General features: G+C 27.7%; 29 protein-coding genes and 1 pseudogene. 4 read left to right on the forward strand and 26 right to left on the reverse strand.

Translation table 11 applies throughout. From position 1 onward, the window contains the following. Positions 1-350: 350 nt before the first annotated feature. The 6 genes from AXY43_RS07805 to AXY43_RS07825 all read right to left on the reverse strand — a co-directional run bounded on the left by AXY43_RS07805 (position 351) and on the right by AXY43_RS07825 (position 5,426). Complete coding sequence (locus tag AXY43_RS07805) at positions 351-1,442, reverse strand: DUF4179 domain-containing protein (RefSeq protein ID WP_105411361.1); 1,092 nt, start codon at positions 1,440-1,442, stop codon at positions 351-353. Between the two features lie 13 nt (positions 1,443-1,455). Then, entirely contained in the window at positions 1,456-1,989 is a 534-nt protein-coding gene (locus tag AXY43_RS07810) for a sigma-70 family RNA polymerase sigma factor (protein ID WP_012060062.1), read from the reverse strand. A gap of 526 nt (positions 1,990-2,515) precedes the next feature. After that, on the reverse strand, positions 2,516-3,541 hold the full coding sequence (locus AXY43_RS07815) for a DUF4179 domain-containing protein (protein WP_105411362.1): 1,026 nt from the start codon (positions 3,539-3,541) through the stop codon (positions 2,516-2,518). Then, on the reverse strand, positions 3,531-4,112 hold the full coding sequence (locus AXY43_RS07820; protein WP_023977058.1) for an RNA polymerase sigma factor: 582 nt from the start codon (positions 4,110-4,112) through the stop codon (positions 3,531-3,533). The genes AXY43_RS07815 and AXY43_RS07820 overlap by 11 nt, the downstream gene beginning before the upstream one ends. Positions 4,113-4,168: 56 nt before the next feature. Then, the gene (locus AXY43_RS27765) at positions 4,169-4,324 is read right to left on the reverse strand and encodes a hypothetical protein (RefSeq protein ID WP_192898360.1); all 156 of its coding nucleotides are present in this window, start codon (positions 4,322-4,324) and stop codon (positions 4,169-4,171) included. Positions 4,325-4,490: 166 nt separating this feature from the next. Next, positions 4,491-5,426: an AraC family transcriptional regulator gene (locus tag AXY43_RS07825; protein ID WP_105411363.1), complete on the reverse strand. Its 936-nt coding sequence runs from the start codon at positions 5,424-5,426 to the stop codon at positions 4,491-4,493. 201 nt (positions 5,427-5,627) lie between these two features. Between AXY43_RS07825 and AXY43_RS07830 the strand changes: the two genes are divergently transcribed. After that, positions 5,628-6,368 (forward strand): SDR family oxidoreductase, encoded by a 741-nt coding sequence (locus tag AXY43_RS07830; RefSeq protein ID WP_105411364.1) that lies wholly within the window; start codon positions 5,628-5,630, stop codon positions 6,366-6,368. Positions 6,369-6,583: 215 nt separating this feature from the next. Here AXY43_RS07830 and AXY43_RS07835 read toward each other — a convergent pair whose 3' ends face one another. The 3 genes from AXY43_RS07835 to AXY43_RS07845 all read right to left on the reverse strand — a co-directional run bounded on the left by AXY43_RS07835 (position 6,584) and on the right by AXY43_RS07845 (position 8,424). After that, positions 6,584-6,820 (reverse strand): helix-turn-helix transcriptional regulator, encoded by a 237-nt coding sequence (locus tag AXY43_RS07835; RefSeq protein WP_105411365.1) that lies wholly within the window; start codon positions 6,818-6,820, stop codon positions 6,584-6,586. Between the two features lie 350 nt (positions 6,821-7,170). Next, entirely contained in the window at positions 7,171-7,710 is a 540-nt protein-coding gene (locus tag AXY43_RS07840; protein WP_105411366.1) for a nitroreductase family protein, read from the reverse strand. Between the two features lie 114 nt (positions 7,711-7,824). Next, positions 7,825-8,424: a sugar O-acetyltransferase gene (locus AXY43_RS07845; protein ID WP_105411367.1), complete on the reverse strand. Its 600-nt coding sequence runs from the start codon at positions 8,422-8,424 to the stop codon at positions 7,825-7,827. On the opposite strand from AXY43_RS07845, the gene AXY43_RS28730 reads away from it, so the two are divergent. Beyond that, entirely contained in the window at positions 8,415-8,546 is a 132-nt protein-coding gene (locus AXY43_RS28730) for a hypothetical protein (protein ID WP_435867743.1), read from the forward strand. The two genes, AXY43_RS07845 and AXY43_RS28730, sit on opposite strands and share 10 nt — an antisense overlap. Here the strand turns inward: AXY43_RS28730 and AXY43_RS07850 are convergent. From AXY43_RS07850 to AXY43_RS07860, 3 genes are all read right to left on the reverse strand, one after another. Beyond that, on the reverse strand, positions 8,511-9,221 hold the full coding sequence (locus AXY43_RS07850; protein ID WP_105411368.1) for a MurR/RpiR family transcriptional regulator: 711 nt from the start codon (positions 9,219-9,221) through the stop codon (positions 8,511-8,513). The two genes, AXY43_RS28730 and AXY43_RS07850, sit on opposite strands and share 36 nt — an antisense overlap. 89 nt (positions 9,222-9,310) lie before the next feature. Continuing rightward, positions 9,311-9,928, reverse strand: coding sequence for a hypothetical protein (locus tag AXY43_RS07855; RefSeq protein ID WP_105411369.1), 618 nt, complete (start codon positions 9,926-9,928; stop codon positions 9,311-9,313). Positions 9,929-10,128: 200 nt separating this feature from the next. Beyond that, positions 10,129-10,647, reverse strand: a complete 519-nt coding sequence (locus AXY43_RS07860) for a VanZ family protein (protein ID WP_105411370.1) — start codon at positions 10,645-10,647, stop codon at positions 10,129-10,131. Positions 10,648-11,048: 401 nt separating this feature from the next. On the opposite strand from AXY43_RS07860, the gene AXY43_RS07865 reads away from it, so the two are divergent. Both AXY43_RS07865 and AXY43_RS07870 read left to right on the forward strand, forming a co-directional pair. Beyond that, positions 11,049-11,471, forward strand: coding sequence for a MarR family winged helix-turn-helix transcriptional regulator (locus tag AXY43_RS07865; RefSeq protein WP_105411371.1), 423 nt, complete (start codon positions 11,049-11,051; stop codon positions 11,469-11,471). Between the two features lie 3 nt (positions 11,472-11,474). After that, positions 11,475-12,677, forward strand: coding sequence for an MFS transporter (locus AXY43_RS07870; RefSeq protein WP_105411372.1), 1,203 nt, complete (start codon positions 11,475-11,477; stop codon positions 12,675-12,677). 248 nt (positions 12,678-12,925) lie between these two features. On the opposite strand, the gene AXY43_RS07875 is transcribed toward AXY43_RS07870, so the two are convergent. The 14 genes and pseudogenes from AXY43_RS07875 to AXY43_RS07940 form a co-directional block, all read right to left on the reverse strand. Beyond that, positions 12,926-13,186, reverse strand: coding sequence for a hypothetical protein (locus AXY43_RS07875; protein WP_105411373.1), 261 nt, complete (start codon positions 13,184-13,186; stop codon positions 12,926-12,928). A gap of 324 nt (positions 13,187-13,510) precedes the next feature. Then, entirely contained in the window at positions 13,511-14,194 is a 684-nt protein-coding gene (locus AXY43_RS07880) for a rhamnogalacturonan acetylesterase (protein ID WP_105411374.1), read from the reverse strand. A gap of 55 nt (positions 14,195-14,249) precedes the next feature. Continuing rightward, complete coding sequence (locus AXY43_RS07885) at positions 14,250-14,540, reverse strand: hypothetical protein (RefSeq protein ID WP_077308734.1); 291 nt, start codon at positions 14,538-14,540, stop codon at positions 14,250-14,252. Between the two features lie 669 nt (positions 14,541-15,209). Beyond that, the gene (locus tag AXY43_RS07890; RefSeq protein WP_105411375.1) at positions 15,210-16,262 is read right to left on the reverse strand and encodes a galactose ABC transporter substrate-binding protein; all 1,053 of its coding nucleotides are present in this window, start codon (positions 16,260-16,262) and stop codon (positions 15,210-15,212) included. Positions 16,263-16,534: 272 nt separating this feature from the next. After that, a complete protein-coding gene (locus AXY43_RS07895; RefSeq protein ID WP_236887856.1) occupies positions 16,535-17,110 on the reverse strand; it encodes a hypothetical protein in 576 nt (191 codons plus the stop codon). Positions 17,111-17,848: 738 nt separating this feature from the next. Beyond that, positions 17,849-18,562 carry a histidine phosphatase family protein gene (locus tag AXY43_RS07905; protein ID WP_105411376.1) on the reverse strand — a complete coding sequence of 238 codons (714 nt, stop codon included), beginning with the start codon at positions 18,560-18,562 and terminating at the stop codon, positions 17,849-17,851. Positions 18,563-19,144: 582 nt separating this feature from the next. After that, a complete protein-coding gene (locus tag AXY43_RS07910; RefSeq protein WP_242986216.1) occupies positions 19,145-20,401 on the reverse strand; it encodes a sensor histidine kinase in 1,257 nt (418 codons plus the stop codon). A 47-nt stretch (positions 20,402-20,448) separates the two neighbouring features. Next, the gene (locus AXY43_RS28415; protein ID WP_278337361.1) at positions 20,449-20,577 is read right to left on the reverse strand and encodes a hypothetical protein; all 129 of its coding nucleotides are present in this window, start codon (positions 20,575-20,577) and stop codon (positions 20,449-20,451) included. Between the two features lie 295 nt (positions 20,578-20,872). Further along, a complete protein-coding gene (locus AXY43_RS07915) occupies positions 20,873-21,226 on the reverse strand; it encodes a VOC family protein (protein ID WP_077870023.1) in 354 nt (117 codons plus the stop codon). A gap of 26 nt (positions 21,227-21,252) precedes the next feature. Next, positions 21,253-21,899, reverse strand: a pseudogene (locus AXY43_RS07920) (cyclase family protein). Between the two features lie 141 nt (positions 21,900-22,040). Beyond that, positions 22,041-22,181, reverse strand: coding sequence for a hypothetical protein (locus AXY43_RS27770; protein WP_173696071.1), 141 nt, complete (start codon positions 22,179-22,181; stop codon positions 22,041-22,043). A gap of 207 nt (positions 22,182-22,388) precedes the next feature. Continuing rightward, positions 22,389-22,910, reverse strand: a complete 522-nt coding sequence (locus AXY43_RS07930; protein WP_105411378.1) for a GNAT family N-acetyltransferase — start codon at positions 22,908-22,910, stop codon at positions 22,389-22,391. 275 nt (positions 22,911-23,185) lie between these two features. Beyond that, positions 23,186-23,728: a signal peptidase I gene (lepB, locus tag AXY43_RS07935; protein WP_039769628.1), complete on the reverse strand. Its 543-nt coding sequence runs from the start codon at positions 23,726-23,728 to the stop codon at positions 23,186-23,188. A gap of 189 nt (positions 23,729-23,917) precedes the next feature. Then, positions 23,918-24,418, reverse strand: coding sequence for a GNAT family N-acetyltransferase (locus AXY43_RS07940; protein ID WP_023976733.1), 501 nt, complete (start codon positions 24,416-24,418; stop codon positions 23,918-23,920). Positions 24,419-24,983 lie beyond the last annotated feature (565 nt).

Below are 24,983 nucleotides of genomic sequence, written 5' to 3' on the forward strand. Positions count from 1 at the left end.
GTTTACTTTCATTATAAAGAAATATTACTGAAATGCTGATTTTCAATAACAACAATAAATAGAAAATATAAGCTTCACCAATCATTATTTTCATATTTATTTTATATTAAAAACATCTCTCACTTCTTTAAATTATAACATATTTTGTAAACATGACATTGTTCATGACACATTGCAATCACTTATAAAAATAGCCTTAGACAATATATAAATGCCCAAAGCTGTAAGTCATATTTATTATATAATTCATCGTATCAGTAGCAGCAATTAACGCTTCTATACAAATAGGATATCTGCTTTTCAGACATCCTATTTAGAATTATATTTTAATTACCTTTCTTATTTATACTTTATTTTAAATCAACTGTAACAATCTTATCTTCAATTATATATTTTGTTCTACCATCTTCTGAAACAGATGTGGTATTTGTATTTATTTTGTTAAAAGTATACGGAATAATCTTTATTGTATTTACATTGGCATCCTTTACTGGCAACTCATTTCCATGATATGTATAAAAATATGCACCTTTTCCTATTTCTTCTTTTAAAGGCACTGAATCACCATTTGCATCAACAATATCATAATAGTAATTTGCATCTTTATTATTTTCCCATGCACTAAAACCTTTTGAAGTACCAGAAATAAGCACTCTGTCCGGTGTAATAGTAACGCTGTCTACTGAAAGCTCATTATCACCAATTGTAATATTTTTACCTACCTTAACAGCTTTAGTATCGTTCTTATAACTAGTGGCATCATAAACAAAGGTATAGGTAAAATCCGAAGAACTAACACCATATTCTTCAGCCAAAGAAGAAAATACTAACTTTACATCCTCCTTATCACTTAATGGCAATTCCTTCATTTCTACCTCAAGAATTACATTATTTTCTTTCTCAAGTTCATTATTTTCTACCTTATCGTATCCAGCAAAATCCTTATATCCTGCAATACTATATCCAACATAATTCGAACTTCTCTCAATCTTTTTGCCGTTGATATAGATATCAGGTACTAACTTGTCTTTATTATCAACAAGATCGTCTTTTTTCTCATTAATATTAAAATTAATAATGATTCTTGAATTATCAGTAAAAAACTCATTTAAAATAAGCTTAATATCTTTCCCCTCCAAAGTTTTCCCTATTTCAGTTGAATACTTTTCTCCAGTAGTATTAATACCTAACCATGTATTAATACTATATCTAAAGTTTGCTACTGCTGCTAAAACTTTATCACCATGAACGCCTAAATTTACAATCAAAAGCAAGGCTGTTATAGCTGCTAAAGCCTTCTTTTTATTCCAAATCACCTTTTTATTTTTAGATTTTATAAATTTTTTCATCATTTTCTTCTTTTCTAATTCATTAACCTCTTCTATTACATACTGTGAAAAATCTATTTCTACATTATTTAATAAACTATATTCATCTTTCATGGCTTATCCCTCCTTATGGTTTAGAAAATATACTTCTAAGCTTACTCTTTCCTCTAGAAATTCTGTTATATAACACAGAGGGTTTAATATTAAACTCTTCACTAACATCCTTTATAGATTCTTCTTTCACAAAAAGCTTAATAAAAAGCTGCTTATCAAATAAACTAAGGTATTTTAAGATTTCCTCTGTTTCATATTCTAATTCGTTCTTTAAAGCCTCTTTTTCTATTGTGAAGTCACTTTCTATATCTAGTTCAGATATATCCATATGCTCAAGAGTTTTTAAATATTTTCTCTTATAATCTATAGCTCTGTACTTTGCTATTGCGGCTATCCAATTTTTTAAAATATTCTTTTCTTTATCAAAGCTTGTGATATTATTCCATATTTTAAGATATACATCATTAATGCATTCCTCATGATACTGTGGAAAATTGTATAAATGTTTCTTTACTATAGCTTTTATTAATGGTGCATATTCATTAATAAGTAACTCCATGCCTTTTTCACTTCTTTTTTTTATTAATGAATAGATTTCTTTATCCATAGCAAAATCCCCCTTTCTGACAATGCCTTACACTTACTATTACGGATAGGGTAATCCTAATTCTATCAATGAATAAAATTTTTTATTTTTTTGTGCCTTATATATAAGTACTTTCATAATAAAAATAAATCTATTAAATGATAACTACCAATATATCTCTACGCAAATTGCATACATTCCTTATAACTCCGAGCCCTATTTAAAAATTTATATTATTTCTATCCAAGCTATAAAAATGCTAATATTATACCTTTAATTCTATCATAATAAGACAATATATTATCCAGATTTTAAGCTCAAAAAAATAGTAGCCCCCATTTGCAATTTGGATAGCTACCATTTTTAATAAAAAACAGTTATTTTTCCTTAAACTTACTTATCATCATTTATTTGCGATATGATTGATTCACTGCATCAGTGGAAAGCGACAACTCTTAGATTCTAATATTATATTTATTACTTTGTATATTCTATATATAATTTTGAAGAATATCAAAAAATCCTTAATTAGTTGTCATCTCTTTAGTTATTTTTCAAGCTCTACCTCTCCTATTGATGATATGATTAATTTTAACTTACCAACATTATCATAGGAACTTAAAGAAAAGTTTGTAGATATTATTGTCTTATTACCTCTTAAATCCATGCTATAACCATTAAATTTATACTCTTTTCCGCTTTCATCTATTAGCTTCATGTTTTCTTCCCCAAATGTATTTTCATCTTCATATTTTCCATCCACTCCAAAAGTTATATTAAACGATGTTGGACTTGACTTAGCTGATAATATTTCTATATTAGATGAATTATTTTTTGCTTTATACTCAACTGAATTAACTGAAATTGTTTTTCCTTCATTAAGTTCTAAATTCCATTTTCCATCAATACCTTTTAACATTTTATTATCTTTAAAAAACTTAACAGTTTCTACTTCTATTACTGCATTTTCTATATTTGGTATATATCCATAATTAGATTCATTAATTCCATCGTACTGTACTTCACTATTTTTCAAATCAAATTCTGAGTTTTTCTCAATTGCTGAAGAAATATATTGATTTTTTCCTTTTAACTGTTTAGTGTCAGGAATAAATTCTACAACATACTCTCCATCGCCATTTTTAATTCTATAATCCAATGAAACCTTATCTACTCCATTTAACATTTTTGAATCTTCAAATTTTAACTTAATAGAAAAACCTATTTTATTAGAATCTGCAAAATAACTATCTAATGTGACCGTTATACCATTATCATAAGCAGAATTGCCGTTTTCATTAATAAACCCTTTATCTACTGCTTTTTCAATACCTTTATCGTTAAAATCAAAAAATGTCTTTATACCTGCCCTTACAGATTGATTAGAAAACAAAGCACCTGATATAACAATACAACAAACTACTGCCGCTATTTTCAAAACCGATTTACTTTTCTTCTTAGGCATGGCTCTTATTCTATCATAAGTACTATCTAAAGAACTTCTAACTAAACTAGGCATTTCTTTTTCCCTATTTAAAACATTAACTAATTGCTTTTCAAAATTATCTTCCATACTCAACAACCCCCTCATTCTTAAAATAATTTTCCCTTAATATTGTTTTTGCCCTAGAAAGTCTAGATTTAATTGTTCCTTCTGACTCTCTTATCATTTCACTTATTTCTCTTGTACTCAAGCCCACAATATAATATAAAATCATGGCTAATTTATAATCTTTATTCAGGCTATTAAGAGCCTCTTCTAATTCAATTTTTAGGAAATCATTATTATTAGCTTTTTGTGTTACTGGTAATATATCATCAAGCACTATTTCATTCTTACTTTTATTCAATATATAGTTACATTTATTTATTAAAATTCTACATATCCATGTATTAAAATTACTATCGTTTCTAAGTGTATGTATTTTTTCATAACCTGTCATTATTGTTTCCTGCAAAGCATCAGCAACATCTTCATCATTATATAATATCCTACTAGCGACCTTATATAATACTTGTTCATATTCTTTAATAAGACTTATGTATGCTTCACCGTCTCCCTTTTTAGCTTTCTTAACTAAAATATTATTAATCTCCATATATCCCCCGCCTTCATTTTCAAGAATTAAATATACGTATATCATTCTTTCATCCTATTAGATAAAGTAATTAATCATTTAGTTGCATTATTTTAAATTTATTAAATTCTTCTTGAAACAATAGAAAAAGGAGAAACTCTTCCATCTGGACTTGGTTCTCCTACGCTAATTAGATACATTATTAAGTTATCATTTATATTAAGCTCTATTGATTCGATCTCCCTAATCTGGCTTATTATTATTTTTGAGAATAGCATATGCATCAATTTCTTTTGTTGCTCCGTTAAAGTGTAGCTGAATAGCTCTATTACAATTCTTTAATTTTGCATCTTATATTCTATTTTCCATACGTTTCATCATATCATAAGACTTCAGCTTTTTATTATATCGCTTCTCTTACAATGATATATTAATGTACCACTCTCAAAAATTAATATATATAGAGTCCTTAAGCCGTTTTATATCACTTATAGGTGGTAATCCAAACATTCGCGCATACTCACGACTAAATTGAGATGGGCTTTCATAACCAACCTTATAACTTGCCTCTGCTGCTTCTAACACTTCTGAAAGCAGCAGTCTCCTTGCTTCTTGTAATCTAATCTGCTTTTGATATTGTAACGGACTCATTGCAGTAACCTTCTTAAAGCAATGATGCAACGATGAAGAACTCATATTAATTTCCTTTGCTAATTCATCAATCCGCAGCGGTTTCTCAAAATTATTATTAATCAAGTTAATAGCTTTTGAGATAGCCCGTGCATGGCTGCCTATCACAGCAAATTGCTTCAATATGTATCCATGTTTATCTTGTAAAACTCTATAAAGTATTTCTCTAATAAATAGAGGAGCAAGAACTGGAATTTCCTCTGGCGTTTCTAAAAGGCTTACAAGTCTTAGCAATGCATCAAGAAGTGATGCATTGCCTTTTGTTACAGTTAATCCTTTTTCCAAGCCAAGCTTCTCTTCAAAATCTTGTTTTGATTCTTTGATGATATCAAGAATTTGATCTGAATTAAAACTAAGTCTGACACATAAATATGGATTGTCAGGAGTAGCTTCAATTATTTTGCCTATAATAGGTAAATTAACAGATGCAACTAAATAAGAGTTTGCATCATATCTATAACTTTCTTTTCCTAGAATTACAGTTTTCGCACCTTGTACAATTACGCATATGGATGGGATGTAAATCGAATGCAGTGGTTCTGAAATATTAGAGGCACGTATTAAATCCAATGATGGTATATCCGTTGATTGAAATCCATCTCTATAAGTAAATTTCTCAACTAGAGAAGCCAGACGCCTTTGCTGATTACATAATTTATAATTTTTTATATTGTAAATCCTTTTTCCCATAATAATATCTCCTCATAAAAAAATTATAATTTCTTTTGCAGGATTGTGCAATGATTAGGAATAAATAGGCTACCTATTCATATCTAAATTATCCTATAATCAAATCAATAAAGAATATGCAAGACAAAAATATTTACTCAATGTAAATACTCTTATATATCTTTAATTATAAGTAAATTATTTTAATGGAGGTTTATATCAATGAGAAACTTAGAAGGTAAAGTTGCAATAATAACAGGTGCATCTAGAGGAATAGGAAGTGCTATAGCTAAACAATTATCTGCACTTGGAGCTAAAGTAGTTGTCAATTATTCTAATAATGCAGTAAAAGCAGAAGAAGTTGTAGAAGAAATAACTAAATCAGGTGAGCAAGCTGTTGCAATTAAAGCTGATGTTAGTAATATAAAAGACGTTGAAAAATTATTTTCAGAAACAATAACTAAATTTGGAAAGGTAGATATATTAGTAAATAATGCAGGCGTAATACTTTATAAATTACTTTCTGATGTAACAGAAGAAGAATTTGATAAGCTTTTTAATATAAATGTAAAAGGTACTTATTTTGCATGCCAACAAGCTATGAAACATATGGAGAATAACGGAAGAATCATTAATTTTTCAACCTCAGTGGTTGGAAGTATGTTCCCAACTTATAGCGTTTATGCAGCCACAAAAGGAGCAGTTGAACAAATCACACGCCAATTAGCAAAGGAATTTGGTCCTAAAAAAATTACAATTAATGCTGTAGCACCTGGTCCAATAAATACTGAACTTTTCAACGTTGGAAAGACAGATGAACAGATAGAAGCAATTAGACAAATGAATTCTTTTGGACGTATTGGTGAACCAGATGATATAGCAAATACCATTGAATTTTTGGTTAGTGATAAGGCTCAATGGATAACAGGTCAAACTCTTCGAATTAATGGTGGATATGTTTAATGCTCTTATCTGTTAAAAAAACAAAGTTTTTAGCCAATATCCCCTAAGCCTGCATTATTCCAGCATATTCTGAAGAATATATATTCTAATATTCTTCAGAATAAATATGGATTAGAATATATATTCTCCACAATATTTATGGTAAAGAATATTAGAATACAGCAGTGATGTACAGCAAATAGAGGAAGTTACATTTGAACAGCCTCTACCTTTTATTAATCTTCATCTATTTTTACTCTCAGCATTTTATTCTTAACTTTTACTGCATATTTTAATTCATATACTGGTATGCCTTTATTTAATTGCATCTGCAATTTCATCCATTTCTGGATAGCCACTCCCTGCTCCCATTTAGAAACTGCTTGGCGGCTTACTCCAACTATTTCTGCTAGCCTCTCTTGTGAAATATTTCTTTCTTGCCTAATTAATTTTAAATTATCTGAAAAACTCATGACTTCAAACCTCTTTTCTTTATTATTATGTGCAAATTATAATGAGTTTTACACTAAAATAACACCAACCTATAATTGCAAACCCGCAACTTGTATTTGCATTGCCAATAAACTTCATAAAAAACTTAGCTATAAATTACTTCTTATTAAAATTATTTCATTATATAAAAATAATCACACTACCAACCTGAAATTTTAATAGTGTGATACTTTAATCGAATATTTACTTTTTATTGCTTATAAATTATTATATATTTCTTTAATAGATTTAAATTTAAAACTCTAGAAAAACAATTTCCTAATTAGAGCTAGATTTCAATATATTAAATGTTAATGTAGTTATTACTTTATTACTCCCAACTTTCGTAATGAACCATATCTTCAAGCTTCTTTCTCGGACGAGCTTTAGGAGTTTCATCTGGATATCCAATAGTTAAGACTCCAACTACATATTTGTCTGATGGTATATTTAATACTGGTCTAATTTCTTCCTGTGTGAATTCTGCCACCCAGCAAACTCCTAGCCCCAAGCTATTAGCTTCCAGTAGCATATACCCTGTTGAAATTGAAGTATCTCTAATTATTCTTTTTAATTCATCCTGAGGACTGTTATCATCTAAATACACATCCCCTTCTTTAATTCTGCAACGTATATCTGCAACACATACAATAAATACTGGAGCTGTAAACATCCATTTTTGATTATGAGAAGCTTCTACTATTTTTTGTCTCATTTCTTCAGATTTAACCACTATGTAATGCCAAGGCTGAGTATTGTTACCTGATGGAGCAAGCCTTGCACTTTCAAGTAATTCATTTATTTTTTCATCGTCTACTGGTTTACTAATATATTTTCTTATGCTTCTACGCATTTCAATTTCTTTAATCATTTATATACTTCCCTCTCTTCATGGCTTAGTACATTTTTTATATACAATTATAACATATTAGACAAAGTACCACTCTTTATTTTAAAAAGATATTTTTTTAGCAGCTTTATAATATTATTGTGCTCCATTAATTTTCCTAATTACTCTACACGGATTTCCAACTGCTACACTATTTTCAGGAATATCCTTTGTTACTACACTGCCTGCGCCTATAACACTTCCATTTCCAATACTAACTCCAGGTAAAATAATAACTCCGCCTCCAATCCAACATCCATCGCCTATAGTGATAGGAAGTGCATAAGTATTGCAAAAATATTCCCCATTTTCCGGATCCCAATTTTCTACCAATCGTTCCTCTAGCTCTATTGGATGAGTTGCTGTATAAATTTGTACATTAGATGCAATTAGTACATTATCTCCTATAATAATTTTATTGCAATCTACAAAAGTACAATTCATATTAACAGATACATTATTACCAATGTATATATTGCATCCATAATCACATATAAATGGAGATCCAACCGATACATTACTCCCTATTCTACCAAAAAGGCGTCCTAGAATTCCTCTTTTTTCTTCCTTATCAACATAGCTAAGGCTATTATATTTTGAAAGTAATGTTCTTGTAGTCTTTTTAAACCCTAAAAAAATTTCATCATGACAGTTATAATTCTCTCCTGCCATACATTTTTCTAATTCTGTTTTCATATTATAATGCTCCTTTTTTCGTAATTGCGTTTATCAACAGTATAAAAAACATCTTGTACATATCTAGTAACAAGATGTTTCAAAATTCATATTCTTCTTGCCAATGCTTCTATAAGGAATAATACTGGCACTTGTGTAGTAGCATTATATCCACCATTAGCTTGATGCATGTCCATATCGTATGAAATATTCCAATCTGACATCTTAGCAATAGTCGAATTAGACTGATTCGTTATACTCAAAATAATACATTTACTAACTTTGAATTGATTTATTAAATCTATAACACCCTTTGTTTCTCCAGAAACTGAAAGTGCAATTACCACTGTAGTCTTCATATCCTTCGTAATTGGATAAAATGTGTCTTCCAATCCCATTGAAAATTTCCCCAAATTAGAAAAATATCTTGCCCCATATTTCGCAAGTGCACCAGATGAACCCGAACCTAAAAATAACACTGTTTCTGATTTTCTAATCACCTCTGCGCCTTGCTCTATTTTCTGTTCAAAGGAATTAATGTTAGTTTTCTTAAAGTAATTTAACATCTCAGTCAAATCACTTTGTCTTGGTATTTCCTGCATTCTATGTACATATTTTTCAAGTCTTTCTTTGAATTCCTTATACCCATCACAATCTAACTTATTGCAGAATCTAATAATTGTTGATGTTGATACCTGAATTGCATTGGCTAATTCTCGAATAGTCATATAAGGTATTTTTTCCTCATTATCAACAATAAACTTATATATCTTGATTTCGGTTTCATTAAATTTTTGAATATTATCATGCGAAAACATTATCTCCTCCAACAAAGTTACTATTTATCTTTTAATTACCTTTAGAATCTGATATTTTTCTTGCCTTTACATTTCAAATTGCAAGAAAATTAACACTCGTGAACACTAATGCTTCCTTCTTTGAATGCAAGATATTCTGAACTAGCATCGATTGTGTAGATATAATATTCTCCAGGCTCATCTGCTGTTATTTCATAACTTCCTGATAAGTCTTTAAAACTTTCTCCTTCTACCATTTTCCCATTTACTACATAGCCGATTACTGCTGTTTGATCCTTAATTACTTTTGATTGATATTTATCAAAATTAAATACTAATGAATCTCCTTTTTTTAGTTTCCATCCACTGCCATCATCCTTTGTAAATACTCCTATACTGCCATTTGTCTCTATTATCTCTGGAGTTATATATTCATTGTTTTTTTCTTTTGTTACAAAATCACTAATCAAAGCAGAATCCGCTAGCTTCATTTCATCAGGTATATTTTTTATAGTTTTACTATATTTCAGCATGTTATGCTCATCATATTCTTCTACCTGCCCTTTTCTCTCTACAACTTCCGTCCCAACTAAGTGCTTATTCTTTTCCGTAATGTACGCAGCACCTTTTATTGTATATTTATTATATTGTGTATTGTGATAAAAGATTAAAAAAGCTATAATGCAACAAACTAAAACACTACAAAATGCAATAATTTTTCTTTTCATAATATCTACACACCTTTTCATATAATATATGTAAATTATAACACATTTTTGTAATTGAAGTGTTTAGTGATTGCTAAAAATATTTTCACGGCAATAACTATATTTTGAAAATTTAATGATATTTTGCTATTTAGAAATGATAGAACAATTATGTTTGTTCTCAACTCCTTTAACCCTCTAATTTTATAAAATTCAAATTTCTAATTATTAACCAAGACTAAAAATGCTAATAATAAAATAACTAAAATTGTTCCTACTAATGAAATAATATTTATAATTTTATTTACTTTAAACTCTGTTTTAAATAATTTGAGAAAAATAAGGTAAATTATGATTCCCAAGATTCCTCCAAAGGTATTTCCTATAATATCAGTTATATCTGATGCACCTATTGCGAATATGAATTGTAATACCTCGTATAGCAGACTTACTCCTGCTATCAAAGCTGCTTTTTTCAAGAAAGACCATTTACGTTTTATCATACCAATATAGATTCCAAACGGCACAAATACAAGTATGTTATTATATATTTCCGAAAACTCAATCCTACCATTTACTATTACAGATTCATGAAATGGAATTATGTTAATACTTCGAAAGTATCCTAATTCCTTAAGTGAGAATTGCATCTTAAATAATATAATCCAGGTTAACACTACTAAATATACTAAAAGTAAGCAAATTGTTAGTGTCTCTTGTTTTGTTTTTTTATTTTCCATATGTATTTCCCATCCCCCTTAATACTTTTGCAAAAATTATTATTAATATTCCAATAATAGTGATGCAGCTAAATTTTTTTATTCTAAAAATTAAGAACTTTTTCTACTGAAATATTAACTGCAAGTTTATTATCGCATCATATATCACTTACTATTTCTAGTATATCAGTATAATATTAACTATTTATGAATATAAAATTAAAAATAACTTAATATATATGTTGCAATGCACAATTCACAATTGCAGCTAAAATTCTTGCAATATTTTTAGAATTATCATGAAGAATCATTTTTGCAATATATATTTCTATATACTCGACTTGACATTATAAATAAAAATAGTATAATTACCCTGGGTAATAGTTAACTATGGTAACTATATATTTTCGGGAGGGTATAATATGCAAGGACTATTTCAACGCTTTTTTTCACTACATCGACCTCTTATAAATAAGCTAAATGAATTACTAGGTGAATATGATCTTTCTTATTCATTATGGCAGGTTATTCTATATCTAAAAAATAACCAACCATCTTCCCTAGTAGATATTGCTAACTACTATAATATCGAAAAGCCTAGCATAACACGAAGAGTTCAACGTTTAGAAGAACGACTAATAGTAAAAACAATATCTGGTAAAGATAGACGTGAAAAAATAATTGAGCTAACTGAAATCGGTGAAGAACTTTATGATGTATGCCGTGAAAGAATAACTCAATTAGAAAATGACGTGGTAAAGGGTATTTCAGAAAATGATCAAATCATAACATTTGAGACACTTCCTAAAATACAAAAAAACATTACGAATGAAAAGGAGATATAAAAAATGGATAAACCTAAATTATGGACGAAAAATTTCTTAATTGTTTCGACGGCAAACTTTTTTCTTTATTTTACATTTTATTTATTGATGGTTACTATAACCACATTTGCAACAGAAAGATTTCATGCATCACCAAGTGAGGCTGGATTAGCTTCTGGCATATTTGTAATAGGAGTACTTCTTTCACGTATTTTCTCTGGAAGATATATTGATCAAGTTGGATGGAAGAAAATGCTTTATATCGGATTTATTTTATTTTTAGCTACTACATTTTTATATTTTTTAGTGAATAGTATGGTATTCTTATTCATTAATCGTTTCTTAAATGGTGCTGCAATGGGAATTGCTTCAACAGCAACTGGAACTATTGTAGCAAAGATAATTCCAAATGAACGTCGTGGAGAGGGTACTGGGTATTATGCATTAAGTCTTACTATTGCTGCTGCAATTGGACCCTTTTTAGGCATGTTTATTACTGAGCATTCAAACTTTTATATGAATTTTGTTGTATGTATTATTTTCTTAATACTTAGTTTTTTTGCTGTCTTTTTTATAAAAATTCCAAAGTTAGAAATTGTAAAAGGACATTCAAATAATAATAAAGATTTTTCTTTGCATAATTTCTTTGAAATAAAAGCTATTCCTATTTCAATTATTGCTGGAGTAATTGCTCTTGGTTATTCAAGCATCCTTACTTTTATAAGCTCTTATTCTAAAGAAATTAATTTAATGAGCGTTGGAAGTCTCTTCTTTATCGTTTATGCAGTATTTGTTTTGCTTTCAAGACCTTTTACTGGACAAATGTTTGATAAAAAAGGTGAGAACTTCGTTATGTATCCAGCAATAGCATTGTTTGCCTTATCTTTATTTTTCCTTAGTCAAACTCATGGAAGCTTAACTCTTTTATTAGCTGCTGCTATATTAGGTCTTGGTTATGGTACAACTTCATCTAGTGTACAAGCAATTGCTATAAAGGTATCACCAAAACATCGTATAGGATTAGCTACATCTACTAATTTTATATTTCAAGATTTAGGCGTTGGTATTGGACCATTTATCTTAGGTTACTTTATCCCATTAATAGGATATCGTGGCTTATATATGATGATGGCAGCAGTTGCAGTTCTTTGCATTTTCTTATATTATTGCCTACACAGCAAGAAAGCAACTTCTGTAAATGATGATACTGAATCAATAATGGCTTAGAGATTTAATATAATTAATAATAACAATCAAGAAATAATTTTGTATTTGTAAATAGAAGAACTAATGGAATTTAATCATATAATCCCATTAGTTCTTTTATTTTTATTATTTTTAATTTCTTATAACAAATCTTATAAACAATATCATTCTTAGTTTTCTTAAAACAATCTGATATTTACTACAGTATTCTTTGTCTATATTCCTATCTTAATCGCAAATATCTTACGTAACTTAAAAGTACTCCTCATCTAAGATAACAATCTAACAATATAAGTAATTATTATAAATAACCCTGCGACTATCGCAATTATTCCGCCAGTCTTACTTCCTTTATTAGTCTCTTCTGAATCGATACCTTTTAATAATTTAACTTCATCTAAACCACCAAATAATAGAGAAAATCCCAGAAATATAAATGCAATATCACTATGAATAAAAAATATTGAAATAATTGTGAGTCCGCTAAATATAATGCTTGCTATAAAAAATACTTTATTGTTAATTTTCAATTTTAACACCTCTCACACATTATAATTTATACCTATTTTCCTACTTTCTGATTTTTTCCAGTGAATATCATCCAATTTTTAAATCATTATAGCAATTTTCATAATAAAATAAATATATATGTTGTGAAAATAATTCTTCATAGTAATTCTAAAAATATTGCAATAATTTTATCCGTAATTTTGAACTGTGCATTGTGAATTGCAATATATTACATAAAATAAAACATATCATCTATACCTTAGAGATCATCTCACTTAGTAACTTTAGAGAAGTAACACACATTATGATGATAATTATTAATGGCTACATCGTAATACACCTGATTATTTCATACATCCTATCAATGATTCTATGTGATTTTCTTCTATTCCTTCTACTACTAGTCTCGCTATTTCCTTTGCTCCTTTTTCCGAAAAGTGAGTATTGTCTTGGATCCCATCGGGATGATTGAGATTTTCACCTGGTTTCACCCATAAGAATATCTCTTTAGTTTTTTCTATTCCTATTTGCTCAAATAAACGCTTACTTTTTTCACCCATATCTATTAATGGTACGCTTAATTCAGCCGCAAGATCTCTTACAGCTACAAGATAATCTCCATGTGTATCTTTTATAATGCCATTTTCATCAAAATTTCTTCTATGTATAGATGTTAGTAATACTGGGTGCGCACCAGCATTTCTAGCAACTTTAATATATTCAGTTAAATAAGCTTTATATGTAGTAAATGGATCTGTATATAATTCCTCATTTTCTTTTTTATCATTATGGCCAAATTCTATAAATAAAAAATCATCCGCCTTAATTAATTCAGATATCTTTTGTAATATTCCTTCATTTATAAAGCTTTTAGAACTTCTTCCATTGATAGCAAAATTACAAATTTCTATATCACTAGTAAAAAATTCTCCAATTCTTTCTCCCCATCCTGTTTCTGGTTTTTCATCCGGTAATTTTGTAGCAGCTGTAGAATCACCTGCAATAAAAATTTTTATCTTTCTATCCACGTTAATTTAACTCCCTTTCTAATGAATGTATTTCTTGTCCACAATTCACCTAAATTTATCGTAACCGCGCTCTGAATTTCTTATATAACTTTTCAATTATGAAAAAAGTGATTATAAAGAAATCTATTGTAAAGGTAGATAAAAGTAAAAATATTGCTCCTCCACCACATCCATCATCTTCTGAAAAATATAAAAGTCCATAAATACCTATAAAAGCAATTATTAATAATAAAATTACATATCCCATTATGTTTTTATTTAATAAACGTTCCAATACTTTCACTGCAAAATATATAATTCCAGATATAATTAATGCAAACACAGGTAAAATTCCAATTAACCCCATAACACAACTCCTTATTTATTAGCGTACAATTATTTGCAAATATTCTTCTTCACGTCTACTTAAATATATAAAATATTTGCTCAGAGTCACCTACTCTCAGCTCTTGTTTCAATTATTGTGAAAACCGTCTGAAATATTACAACTGCAATAACTGAAAAAATGCTATCAATACTGTTATCCCCATGTATATTCCCCCATATATATGCTGAATATTTTAAATTCTAGAACTCTCATGCTAAATAAAAACCTAAAATATAGAAATTTAACTACAATATATAGATCAATTCTCCTTTAATATTGCATGTACACATTATACTATAAATGTATTTTTTTACAAGTATTCTATGTTGAAATTATTAAATATGAGCGCTAAGTAACTTGATTCATTCGCATACAATTATTTGGTTTGGATTCATTTATAATTTAATGTAGATTCTAATAAAAAATGAAACAAGATCCTTATTGTTCTTTGTCCATAAAACTTTGCTTGCAACTTTTAAAATAATACTAGAATTAATTATGATGTTTATTCTAATTCATAACTAATGCATTGTTAATTTTTTAACTATGCATTTTATTTACCACTAATTTATAATTATTAACTTCGAGGTAAATAAAATTCATTATCAAAACGACATCATTTTTAAATCCAATAAATATACTTTTAGCCTAAGCCATATATTCTTTAAATGGCAATTGAATTATTCTTCCACTTTCATCACATCGATACTCCTTAGGACATTCAAAACGTATTTTGCCTGATAAATGCATCGCAACGTCAAAAAATGCATTTGCCATAACATCTGGATCCTGGAAAACAGTACCTGCCATATATCCTTTTTGTATGAAATATAGTGATTCTGGAATAGCATCAATTCCAACAACTGGTATATTTTTTGTACCATCACCTTTATTATATCCATGCTTTTGTAAAGCTTTTACAGCACCAACAGCCATAGTATCGTTATTAGCTATTACTACTTCAATTTTATTTCCATATCTAGTCAATAAAGCATCTGTCGCATCTCTAGCTAACTCTTCACTCCAATTACAAAATTCTGATGCAAGTTGTTCAACTTTTATTCCAGCATCTCTGATTGTCATAATGCAATATTTAGTTCTATCTGTTGACTCATTAGCATTACTGTTAATTCCGCCTTGCAATACTATATACTGCATAATATTATCTTTATTTGTATCTATAGTATTTTTATTACCATTCCATAAATTAATTAACAATTTTCCTTGTAGCCTTCCTGCCTGCTCTGAATCTGGCAATATATAATAAGCTTTATCATATGATTTAACTATATTTTCATCTACCTTAAGTATTCTTTTGCTAGCAAAAATTACTGGAATATTTTTTTCTTTGATTGAATTAATTAGTTCTTTGGGATCGTTTACTAAATCTACTAAACTTAATATGAGAAGATCGATATTATCGCTTTCTAGAAGATTATTAATAGTTTGATTTTGGATATCTCTGTTATTTTCACTATTGTAAAAATTAAATTTAATCCTTCCTTCATTTCGTGATTCAATATCTTCTAGGCTATGCCTTAAATCAATAACATAAGGATCATCGAATCTATAAAAAACTACTCCTACATTTACTGGATTTGTTGAATCATTGTGACTATTTAATGGGACTGCTTCAATTAAGGTTTCCATTACTATAACTGTTACTATAATTATTATTATAAATTTTTTTAATAGCTTCATTCTAAAACCTCCTGTAATTCTATCTAATTTATAGGATTACTTTTAAAAAGAAATTTATTCTAAATTCTATATTAATAATTATAAATACGTTCTTATAATATGATATTTAAGTTTTTTATACTTCTTTTATATATTAATTGATATTCACTTTAATTTTAAAAAATACTTCATATTTAACATTCTAAACCTACATTTTATAGAATTTCTATATGAAAACAAAAAATATGGTAAATTCATTTCTGAATATTACCATATTTAAGTAATCCTCTAAATTAATTTTTTTTATATACGGCATATAATTTTATAAATACTTTTCTTATTATTAATAAAACGTAATAAAGAATCACTATATCAAGGAATAAATTTACTATATTAATGTTCATTCCAATATTTCCATTAAATAAGTTACTGAATAAATAAGAACTTCCTCCGTCTCCTTGATATACAGACCAATAATTTAAAGGAAAGCCAAACGCGTACTCAAAAAAGCTTCCCATATTCTGTTCTATTTTCCCTGGCAAAACAAAGGTGCTTGTTAAAACTATAAATATACTTAATTTACATTCCAAAGTCTCTATTCTTCTCTTACCATTCATATTTTCTAATTCTAAAGTTTCTTTTAAGAACATATATCCAAAAACAACTGCCGGTATTAAAAATATTAAAGATATAATTGCTGTATAATGTAGTCCTGTATCGATATTTGACCATGGACCTAAACCTATAGACTTTAATATAAGATCCCCGTAACTAGGATTTCCGCCCAATGAAATTCCAAATAATATTCCTAAAACAAACAACATTAATGAAGTTATTCCTAGCAATACCTTTCTGTTAATTTTACTCAAAATTCACACCTCTATTTAAACAATATTTTAACTTTAATTACTTATATATACATTATATTCTTTAAATCCATGTTTCACAATATCTCTTTTGCCATTGAGCTATTACATGTTATCTTCAACTAAGAACCTGGCTTTCTAACTTTTAAATTTATTATCTCCCATGATACATAACACCAAATTTTTCATTTACTACAATTTCATATTGATCTTTAAGAAATATATCTGCCAACATCTATACGACTCTACGGATAATAGTTTTACTTATGTTTATAATAATTAAGAGATAAATATATTGAAATACCAAATCAGAATGCATATCTTATTATACAAAAGCACTTAATGAATATTTCCAGGGGAATATTAAAGGTACAATGTTTAATTTAGGCGCAACTTGCCACCTAATTCATGACTTTACAGTTCTTCAACATGCTAATGCTCGCTTCTTTGCTTTCATTAATCTAATTCTATCAACCAATTGTGATTTATAATATTCCATTTTAAATCCAATACAATATAAGGACTGAACTAATGAAGTTCAGTCCTTATATTTTCAATGCTACGTATGAGTTTGTAATACTATCATCGTCATTATAATATGTTAATATTGTTAGTACACCCATTCTTGATATTGAATCTATACCTGCTAAATTTGGCTAAATACTATCCACTATAGATGCCAAACAAACTAAAATCTGAACTTATTCATATAGCTCGCCGAAATAAGTACTAAGCATCTCACTATTTTAGTATTTGTCTCATAGCTTTACCTTTTTCACTATAACTACTATCATTTACAGATTCAACCTTAAATTTTCCGTTTTCATATACAACTTTTGATATACTTGAATTATCCATATTCCTTATATCGAAATTTTTATCTAAATGTTCAATAAATACTCTAAGCATTCCTCCATGAACTACTATTAGAATATTCCCTCCACCATCTTCTTCATTTTCAATACATATATTATTTATAGTTGTTACAAATCTTTTTAAAGCTGTATTATAATCTTCAGCCTCATGCGTTTCATCTAATGCAGCACATGAATCACAATATGCCCTTTGAAAATCATATTTTTCTGCCATTTCTTCAAATGAAGTTACATTAAGGAAATCAAGTATCGCCTTAAACTTTATCTTCTCAAACTCTCCTTCATATTTTCCAAAATATACTTCTCTTAAGCCTTCAAATTCTTTTAGTTCTAAGTCCACACTTGCCTTATTCTCTTTTATGACAATTTGAGCTGTTTTTATTGCTCTTCCTAAATCACTGCTGTAAACTGCTTTAAACTTCACATCACTAAGTCCTAATCCCGTATTTACGGCTACTTCAATTCCTTCTTTAGTTAGAACTCCATCACACCATCCTTGAGTCCTTCCTACTTTATTTAAGATAGTTTGCCCGTGCCTCATCAAATATAAAGTAACTCTTCCCTTATTTTTATCACTCATTTTTTCCCCCATACTGCAAAATCATCTACCTCTTCTAATTTATATAAATAAATTATATCATAAATTGTAAATACTGGCATAACTAATCTTTAATTATGAGCTATAGTATAATATTGAATCTATTTATTTAATTCAATATGCTAAATTATTTTAGCTGCTCCCCCTTGATTTCTATAGATAACTTAAGTTATACTAAATTTGCAAAATGGACTTGGTGGCAACTAAAGTTGCTGCCTTTTTTATTATCTAGAAATTTATATTTAAGTTAAATCTGTGGACATTATGCTCCTTGACGATATGATTCATGGAAAAGACTTATTTAGGAAGTTACAATTCATAAAGAGAATAAAAAAGCAGCTATTGGATTTCCACTTTCAGGTATAGTGAAAAAGTCCAATAGCTGTTTTTATTAAAAAGATATTCATTTATTATTTAAATTCTATAGGTTCTAAATAACCTAAATTATTTTACTTGTTGTATTAATGACTACATTTTAAATTTGGTTTTAATCAATTAAACTTTTAGAATATATAAAGTTTAATATGTGTTTCTATGAATTAACTTTGCCTAAATATTATATAATTATGCGGCCACATTTATTGGTAAAACAATCGTAAATTTAGTCATATGTTCATTACTTTCAACTTTAATTTTTCCATTATGCTTTTCAATTAATTCTCTTACTATGCTTAAACCATATCCATGATTCTTGTTATTATTATTTTTAGTAGTAAATCCAGAATCAAAAATTTTATTAATTATGTTATCGGGAATCTTTTCCCCGTCATTTGCTATATTTATAACTATATTGTTTAAATCCTCGTATGATTCAGCAATTATAGTCCCCTTATTCTTCATAGCCTTTACCGCATTGTTAACTATATTAATTATTATTCGATATAAATCCATCTCTTTCATTGTTGTTAACCTAAAATTAGCATTATCGGATACAATAACTTTTATATCATCTCTTATAACATGTTTAGTCGCTAGTGATAAAAGCGAAGAGGCTTCAGCATCCTTTTCATAAACATTTCCACTATTTTGATATGTATTTATAATTCTTTTCAATAAGTTAGACGCATCTTGATACATATTCATATCACAAAGTTCATATAAGCTTAAAATATTTATATTGTAATTATCTTTTATATTTTTAAGCTCAATATTTTTTGATGTCAAAATTCTATTTAATTTATGTATTTCATCTGAATTTTTTTTCGTCTTTCTAAAATCTATTATATTAAAGATTATAAATGCAATTAAAGCTATAACTATGATATTTCTTGATAATACCGGCTCAATATCGTATGAAATATTATATAAAGAAATCAAAAAATCAGGAAAGAAACTTATTATAATTATGTATTGTACGGAGTTACTTTCGTCTAGTAATAGCTTATAAATTTGCCTAATCTTACTTCTAAATAAAAAGCATAAAACAAATAAGAATATTTGAGAAATATATACAAGCGTAATATTTAACATATCGATATCGTGTATCAAAAAATTATTTAATATTATATATGATATATTACCAAATACAGCTATCCAAATTACTACTATAGAATATATTAAACTATAAGCTACTATTGACTTTACCGTATTATTTCTAAAAATTAAGTATATAATTAATATACCTAAACCATGTGTCACAAATATACATGTCGATGAATTTCCGAATAAATAAGTAATAAAAAATCCGTTTATCGACATTAGCAATATGCATAAGATTATTTTTTTGTTATCCTCTAAATTGTCATTTTCCAAGCAATAGCTAACTATATAGGTAAATACTATACTTTGGAAAGTAGTAATTAATGCATCAATGTATTGCACTTCCAATTTACATCTCCTTTATAATTTTACGTAATTTATAATGCTTATTACCTTAACTTCTTCATTGATTCTGGCATATCTTCAATACCAGTCGCTACATATGAGACTATAGGCGACTTAGTCATAGCTTTTGAAAGACTTAATAATAAATTTGCAATCATTTTTTTTATTCCCATAATATCCACCTCTTAATTATTATTTAAATTAACTTATTTAGAATAATTAAATTGATATATGAAAAGAAATAATTCTATCTAAGAAATCAGAGATGTAAAATTGGAAATGTGTATCTATCAAGTTTTATCTTGTGTTAGACTATCAAACAAATTCCCTCTACTTCCTTATCAACCTAATTATTCCATTAATTACATTATAATATTTATTGTGCAATTATTCAACATTTATAGTCATATTAACCAAAACCCTTGTTACATTTTATTTTTATATCTACCGCTGTTTATTTACAAACTTCTAATTTGTTATAGGAGTTGTTATTTCAATATGATTACCTTCACTATCTCTAAATTCAGCAACCCAATTAGCTCCAATCTGTTTTATTGGAAATACAATTTCTAATTTTTCTAATTTACTTTTAAGAACATCAAAGTTATTAACTTCTATGCTTGGTAAGCAACTATTTCCAAAAACATGTTTTTCATTAACTTTTTCATAAGCAAACAAGCCAATACGAAAACCATTAATATCAAACACACTATAAATCTCATCTCGAACGGTTACAGTTTGCTCAAATAAATTTTCATAAAAATCAATTGCTCTATTCATATCTTTAACGCATAAGTATAACGATTTAATACTACAATTCATTTTAATCCTCTTTTCTGCTTAAATAATTAATCCTCTAGAATAGCTATTGCACGAACAGGCGCTCCATCTGAATCTTTAAATTTTATTGGAAGAGCACAGAATGTAAAAATGTTATTTCTCACTTTATCTAAAGATGTCAAATTTTCTATTACAACTATATCTGTTTCAGCAAAAAGCTTTTTATGATAGTTAAATTTTCATCTTTAATAGGATCAATTCCTATAACATCTATACCTACCCCTTTCTTCTTGCTTTTTATTAAGTATTCAGCTACTTCTTCTGTAATATATGGATAATTTCCAAAGTAAGCATCTGTCCCCCAGTATTTATCCCAACCTGTATAAAACAAAATATATTGTGCTGTATCTGCTTTTTCTTTTACAGTTTCAATATACTTCATCGTAATCTTTTGGCCTTCTTTTAAATTGCTGCAATCAACTACTATGCCTTTTCCAACAAACTGTTCTGCACTAAATGAATCCAAAGTTGTTCTTTGAGAGAATAAGTGCGCTGGAGAATCCATATGCGTTCCTGTATGAGAAAACATAGTTAACAATGTTTCCTTAAAACCATCTTTCTCATAGGTACTTGCGACTTCTAATTTAGGTTTCTCCGTTCCTGGATATACCGGCATATTCTCTGAAATGGTATGTGTTAAATCTATTACTTTCATATTAATCCCCACTTTCTTTACATGTTTTAACGTAATGTTTTTCATTCTATAAATATTATAATATAAAAAGATCGCATATCGTTCTAAGTTATGCGATCCTTGAATATATAATTATAAATTTGTTTATGCTTTTCTTTAAGTTTAATCTGGTAATGTAAAATAGTTATCAATATACGCTATCATTTGATCTCCTAAAGTTAAATAATAATATACTGGTATTAAATAACTTGAATAAAATAGCCTTTTTGACTCTTCTTCAGTACCTTGAAGTGCTCTTATCAAATTTTGCTGATGCCTTAAACTTATGACGAAACTTTGGGCTATAACTGATATTTGATCCGAAAAAAATACATCTGAAATTGAATCACTATAAGTTCTTTTATGTTCTTCTAAATTACGAATAACTTGTTGATATTCATTAATTATATTTAGCTATTATAAAAATTCTATTCTATATAAGAATTAGTAATATTTTAAACTTTACAGATATTATAAATAAACCCAATACCTTTGTGTGATCCTATTTCCTTCATCCACTTCATTTTCCAATATTCCATTATTATTTACTATTGTTTTTGCAGATCCAATATTATTTTTATTGCAAGTGATTAATACTTTCTTAATTCCTAGTTTTACACATTCCTTTAGTGCTAGTCCTAACATCTCTGTTGCATATCCTTGACGTCTTTCTGATTTTCTAACACTGTAACCTATATGACCACCAAAGTTTAAAAGATAGTCATTTAATCGGTGTCTAATATCAATCATTCCAATTAAATGCCCATCGCTAACAGAAACAGCCATGTATGTGGTTGCAGGAACTAAGCCATCTCTTACAGTTTCTTCTTTTGAATTATCACAAAATTCGCTATACCATTCTTCAAAAGTTTCAGCACTACCTAATCCTGCTGTACCATCCATGCTGTCATTATTTTCAATAAACTCTCTTTTATAATCCATGAGTTTTTTCTTATCTTCTAAAGTTGGTAATATAAAATTTAATCTTTTCATTCTCTCCTCCAATTATTCTATTATATTATTTTTAATTATTTGTTATATATATTTAGATTAGATTTCTATATTTTAGTCTCATCTACAACAATTTTATTTGTTAATTAACTCCAAACTATTTTTAAAATTTTAAAGCTAAATAATAAAAAATCACAAATTCACTTACAATCTATTCTTTTTAAAGTAGATAGATAGAAAAATCAAAATCCACTACTTTAAGTAAAATATATTATTATGAATACTGCGATTTTTAATATGTTATTTATTCTTATTTTTTATTGTGATAATGAGCCCATTTTGCTAAATGGATAAAATCTAAAAACAGCTTTACCTTTTATGTTACTTTTATCTATATAGGGGTTTTTCCATCTTCTTGAATCCAAAGAATCAGGTCTATTATCGCCTAAAAAGAAAAACTTATCTTCTGGAACATCAAAGGTTCTATTATATTTTTCATTGTTTTTTACATAATCTTCTTTAATATCATTTCCATTTATATTAACAACACCATCATGTATTACAATATGATCTCCTGGTAGCCCGATAACTCTTTTAATAAGTGTTTTCTTTAATTCATCAGAATAGAATACAATAATATCTCCTCTTTTAATATTACCCATATTATATATTTTTGTAACAACCATCTTATCATCGACGTTTATAGTAGGTACCATTGATTCACTAGGAACATATATGTTAAAAAACAAGAAATTTTTTATTAACATAGCTATTATAAGGGCTACTGCTATTGGAATTACCCATTCCTTTAAAAATTTTATACCTTGATTCTTATAGTTGTGATTAACTGCACTGTCCATTACTTCTCTCCTTTTGTGTTCATTCTTTTTTATCTTGTAATTATTATATCACATATCAAGAATATGGTATTATTGATTGATATTTTAAGTCTATCTTAAATAATATTGTCTTCTCTAATTCATCGCTATAGATAAAATATAGAATCATTTATAATTAATAGCTGTTAACTCTTAGCACTGTCATCTTTTCTATATACCTACTATTTTACTTCGTCTCTCCATAAGGATAGTATCATGCCATATCCCGTCAACATCACATCCAATTTTTTCTCTTATTCCAACAACTCTAAAACCACATTTTTCATGTAATTTAATACTTGGTTCATTAATAGAAAATATTCCTGATTGCAGTGTCCATATATTTTCTTTTTCAGTTTCCTCTATTACTCTATTCATAAGTTCATATCCAACATTATTCCTTCTACAAGATTCACTAATATAGATGCTGACTTCTGCAACACCTTTATACACACATCTACTACTTGTTGGGCTTAGCGCTATCCAACCAATAATTCTATTATTACTATTAGTAGCGACAAACCTTCCTATATTTAAATGTCCCTTGTCCCAATCTTCGTATCTAGGAATTTCTGCTTGAAATGTAGCCTTTTTAGTTTTTATTCCTTCCATATAAATATCAGCAACACTATCCCAATCTTCTTCTTTCATTTTCCGGATAATAAGTTCCATATTTATTTCCTTCCTTCAATTAACTTAATTATTAGAACATTGCATACAAATTTCTTTCTGATTAAGTAGTGAAATCACTTAGAAATAACACTAATTTATCTGTAATTCATCATATCATTTTTCCAATTTATATAATAGTAAATCTTCAAACAATAAATAACAATTTTGCCTCATTTAGAATCAATTCATTCTTATCCTTAATTATAACACATATTGTAATTTTATCATTATTCTGTATAACCATTATCTTAAGTTCAAATAAATATAAAGGTAGATTAAGTATTTTCAACTTAATCTACCTTCCCGGGTGTTTTATGACTTTATTTTAAGTTTTCGACTTAAATAATAATATACTATTATCACCTGTTAGTCCATTTATTATTTTGCTCTCTACAAAATGAACAATACAACTTTAATTAATAAGCTTTTTTAAGTTAAATGATAATTCATACATATAAATTCTAATCATTAAAATTTCAGTAATCATCTTCAATTTTCTATATATTTCCTAGAAATTAGTTTATAATTGTTAATGAATTAAAATATTTTATCTAGATTGTAGGGG

It is taken from the genome of Clostridium sp. MF28, assembly GCF_002969175.1.
Lineage (GTDB): Bacteria > Bacillota > Clostridia > Clostridiales > Clostridiaceae > Clostridium > Clostridium beijerinckii.

Excerpts from the sequence above, each read along its gene's own strand:
- AXY43_RS07855 (WP_105411369.1), bottom strand. The coding sequence starts at position 9,928 with ATGAAAAGAAAAATTATTGCATTTTGTAGTGTTTTAGTTTGTTGCATT.
- AXY43_RS07840 (WP_105411366.1), bottom strand. The coding sequence starts at position 7,710 with ATGATTAAAGAAATTGAAATGCGTAGAAGCATAAGAAAATATATTAGT.
- AXY43_RS07830 (WP_105411364.1), top strand. The coding sequence starts at position 5,628 with ATGAGAAACTTAGAAGGTAAAGTTGCAATAATAACAGGTGCATCTAGA.
- AXY43_RS07815 (WP_105411362.1), bottom strand. The coding sequence starts at position 3,541 with ATGGAAGATAATTTTGAAAAGCAATTAGTTAATGTTTTAAATAGGGAA.
- AXY43_RS07915 (WP_077870023.1), bottom strand. The coding sequence starts at position 21,226 with ATGAATTGTAGTATTAAATCGTTATACTTATGCGTTAAAGATATGAAT.
- AXY43_RS07890 (WP_105411375.1), bottom strand. The coding sequence starts at position 16,262 with ATGAAGCTATTAAAAAAATTTATAATAATAATTATAGTAACAGTTATA.
- AXY43_RS07825 (WP_105411363.1), bottom strand. The coding sequence starts at position 5,426 with ATGGGAAAAAGGATTTACAATATAAAAAATTATAAATTATGTAATCAG.
- AXY43_RS07865 (WP_105411371.1), top strand. The coding sequence starts at position 11,049 with ATGCAAGGACTATTTCAACGCTTTTTTTCACTACATCGACCTCTTATA.
- AXY43_RS07850 (WP_105411368.1), bottom strand. The coding sequence starts at position 9,221 with ATGTTTTCGCATGATAATATTCAAAAATTTAATGAAACCGAAATCAAG.
- AXY43_RS07870 (WP_105411372.1), top strand. The coding sequence starts at position 11,475 with ATGGATAAACCTAAATTATGGACGAAAAATTTCTTAATTGTTTCGACG.
- AXY43_RS07905 (WP_105411376.1), bottom strand. The coding sequence starts at position 18,562 with ATGAGTGATAAAAATAAGGGAAGAGTTACTTTATATTTGATGAGGCAC.
- AXY43_RS28415 (WP_278337361.1), bottom strand. The coding sequence starts at position 20,577 with ATGGGAATAAAAAAAATGATTGCAAATTTATTATTAAGTCTTTCAAAA.
- AXY43_RS07810 (WP_012060062.1), bottom strand. The coding sequence starts at position 1,989 with ATGGATAAAGAAATCTATTCATTAATAAAAAAAAGAAGTGAAAAAGGC.
- AXY43_RS07805 (WP_105411361.1), bottom strand. The coding sequence starts at position 1,442 with ATGAAAGATGAATATAGTTTATTAAATAATGTAGAAATAGATTTTTCA.
- AXY43_RS07820 (WP_023977058.1), bottom strand. The coding sequence starts at position 4,112 with ATGATATACGTATATTTAATTCTTGAAAATGAAGGCGGGGGATATATG.
- AXY43_RS07885 (WP_077308734.1), bottom strand. The coding sequence starts at position 14,540 with ATGGGGTTAATTGGAATTTTACCTGTGTTTGCATTAATTATATCTGGA.
- AXY43_RS07835 (WP_105411365.1), bottom strand. The coding sequence starts at position 6,820 with ATGAGTTTTTCAGATAATTTAAAATTAATTAGGCAAGAAAGAAATATT.
- AXY43_RS07845 (WP_105411367.1), bottom strand. The coding sequence starts at position 8,424 with ATGAAAACAGAATTAGAAAAATGTATGGCAGGAGAGAATTATAACTGT.
- AXY43_RS07860 (WP_105411370.1), bottom strand. The coding sequence starts at position 10,647 with ATGGAAAATAAAAAAACAAAACAAGAGACACTAACAATTTGCTTACTT.
- AXY43_RS07930 (WP_105411378.1), bottom strand. The coding sequence starts at position 22,910 with ATGAAAAGATTAAATTTTATATTACCAACTTTAGAAGATAAGAAAAAA.
- AXY43_RS27765 (WP_192898360.1), bottom strand. The coding sequence starts at position 4,324 with ATGCTATTCTCAAAAATAATAATAAGCCAGATTAGGGAGATCGAATCA.
- lepB (WP_039769628.1), bottom strand. The coding sequence starts at position 23,728 with ATGGACAGTGCAGTTAATCACAACTATAAGAATCAAGGTATAAAATTT.
- AXY43_RS07940 (WP_023976733.1), bottom strand. The coding sequence starts at position 24,418 with ATGGAACTTATTATCCGGAAAATGAAAGAAGAAGATTGGGATAGTGTT.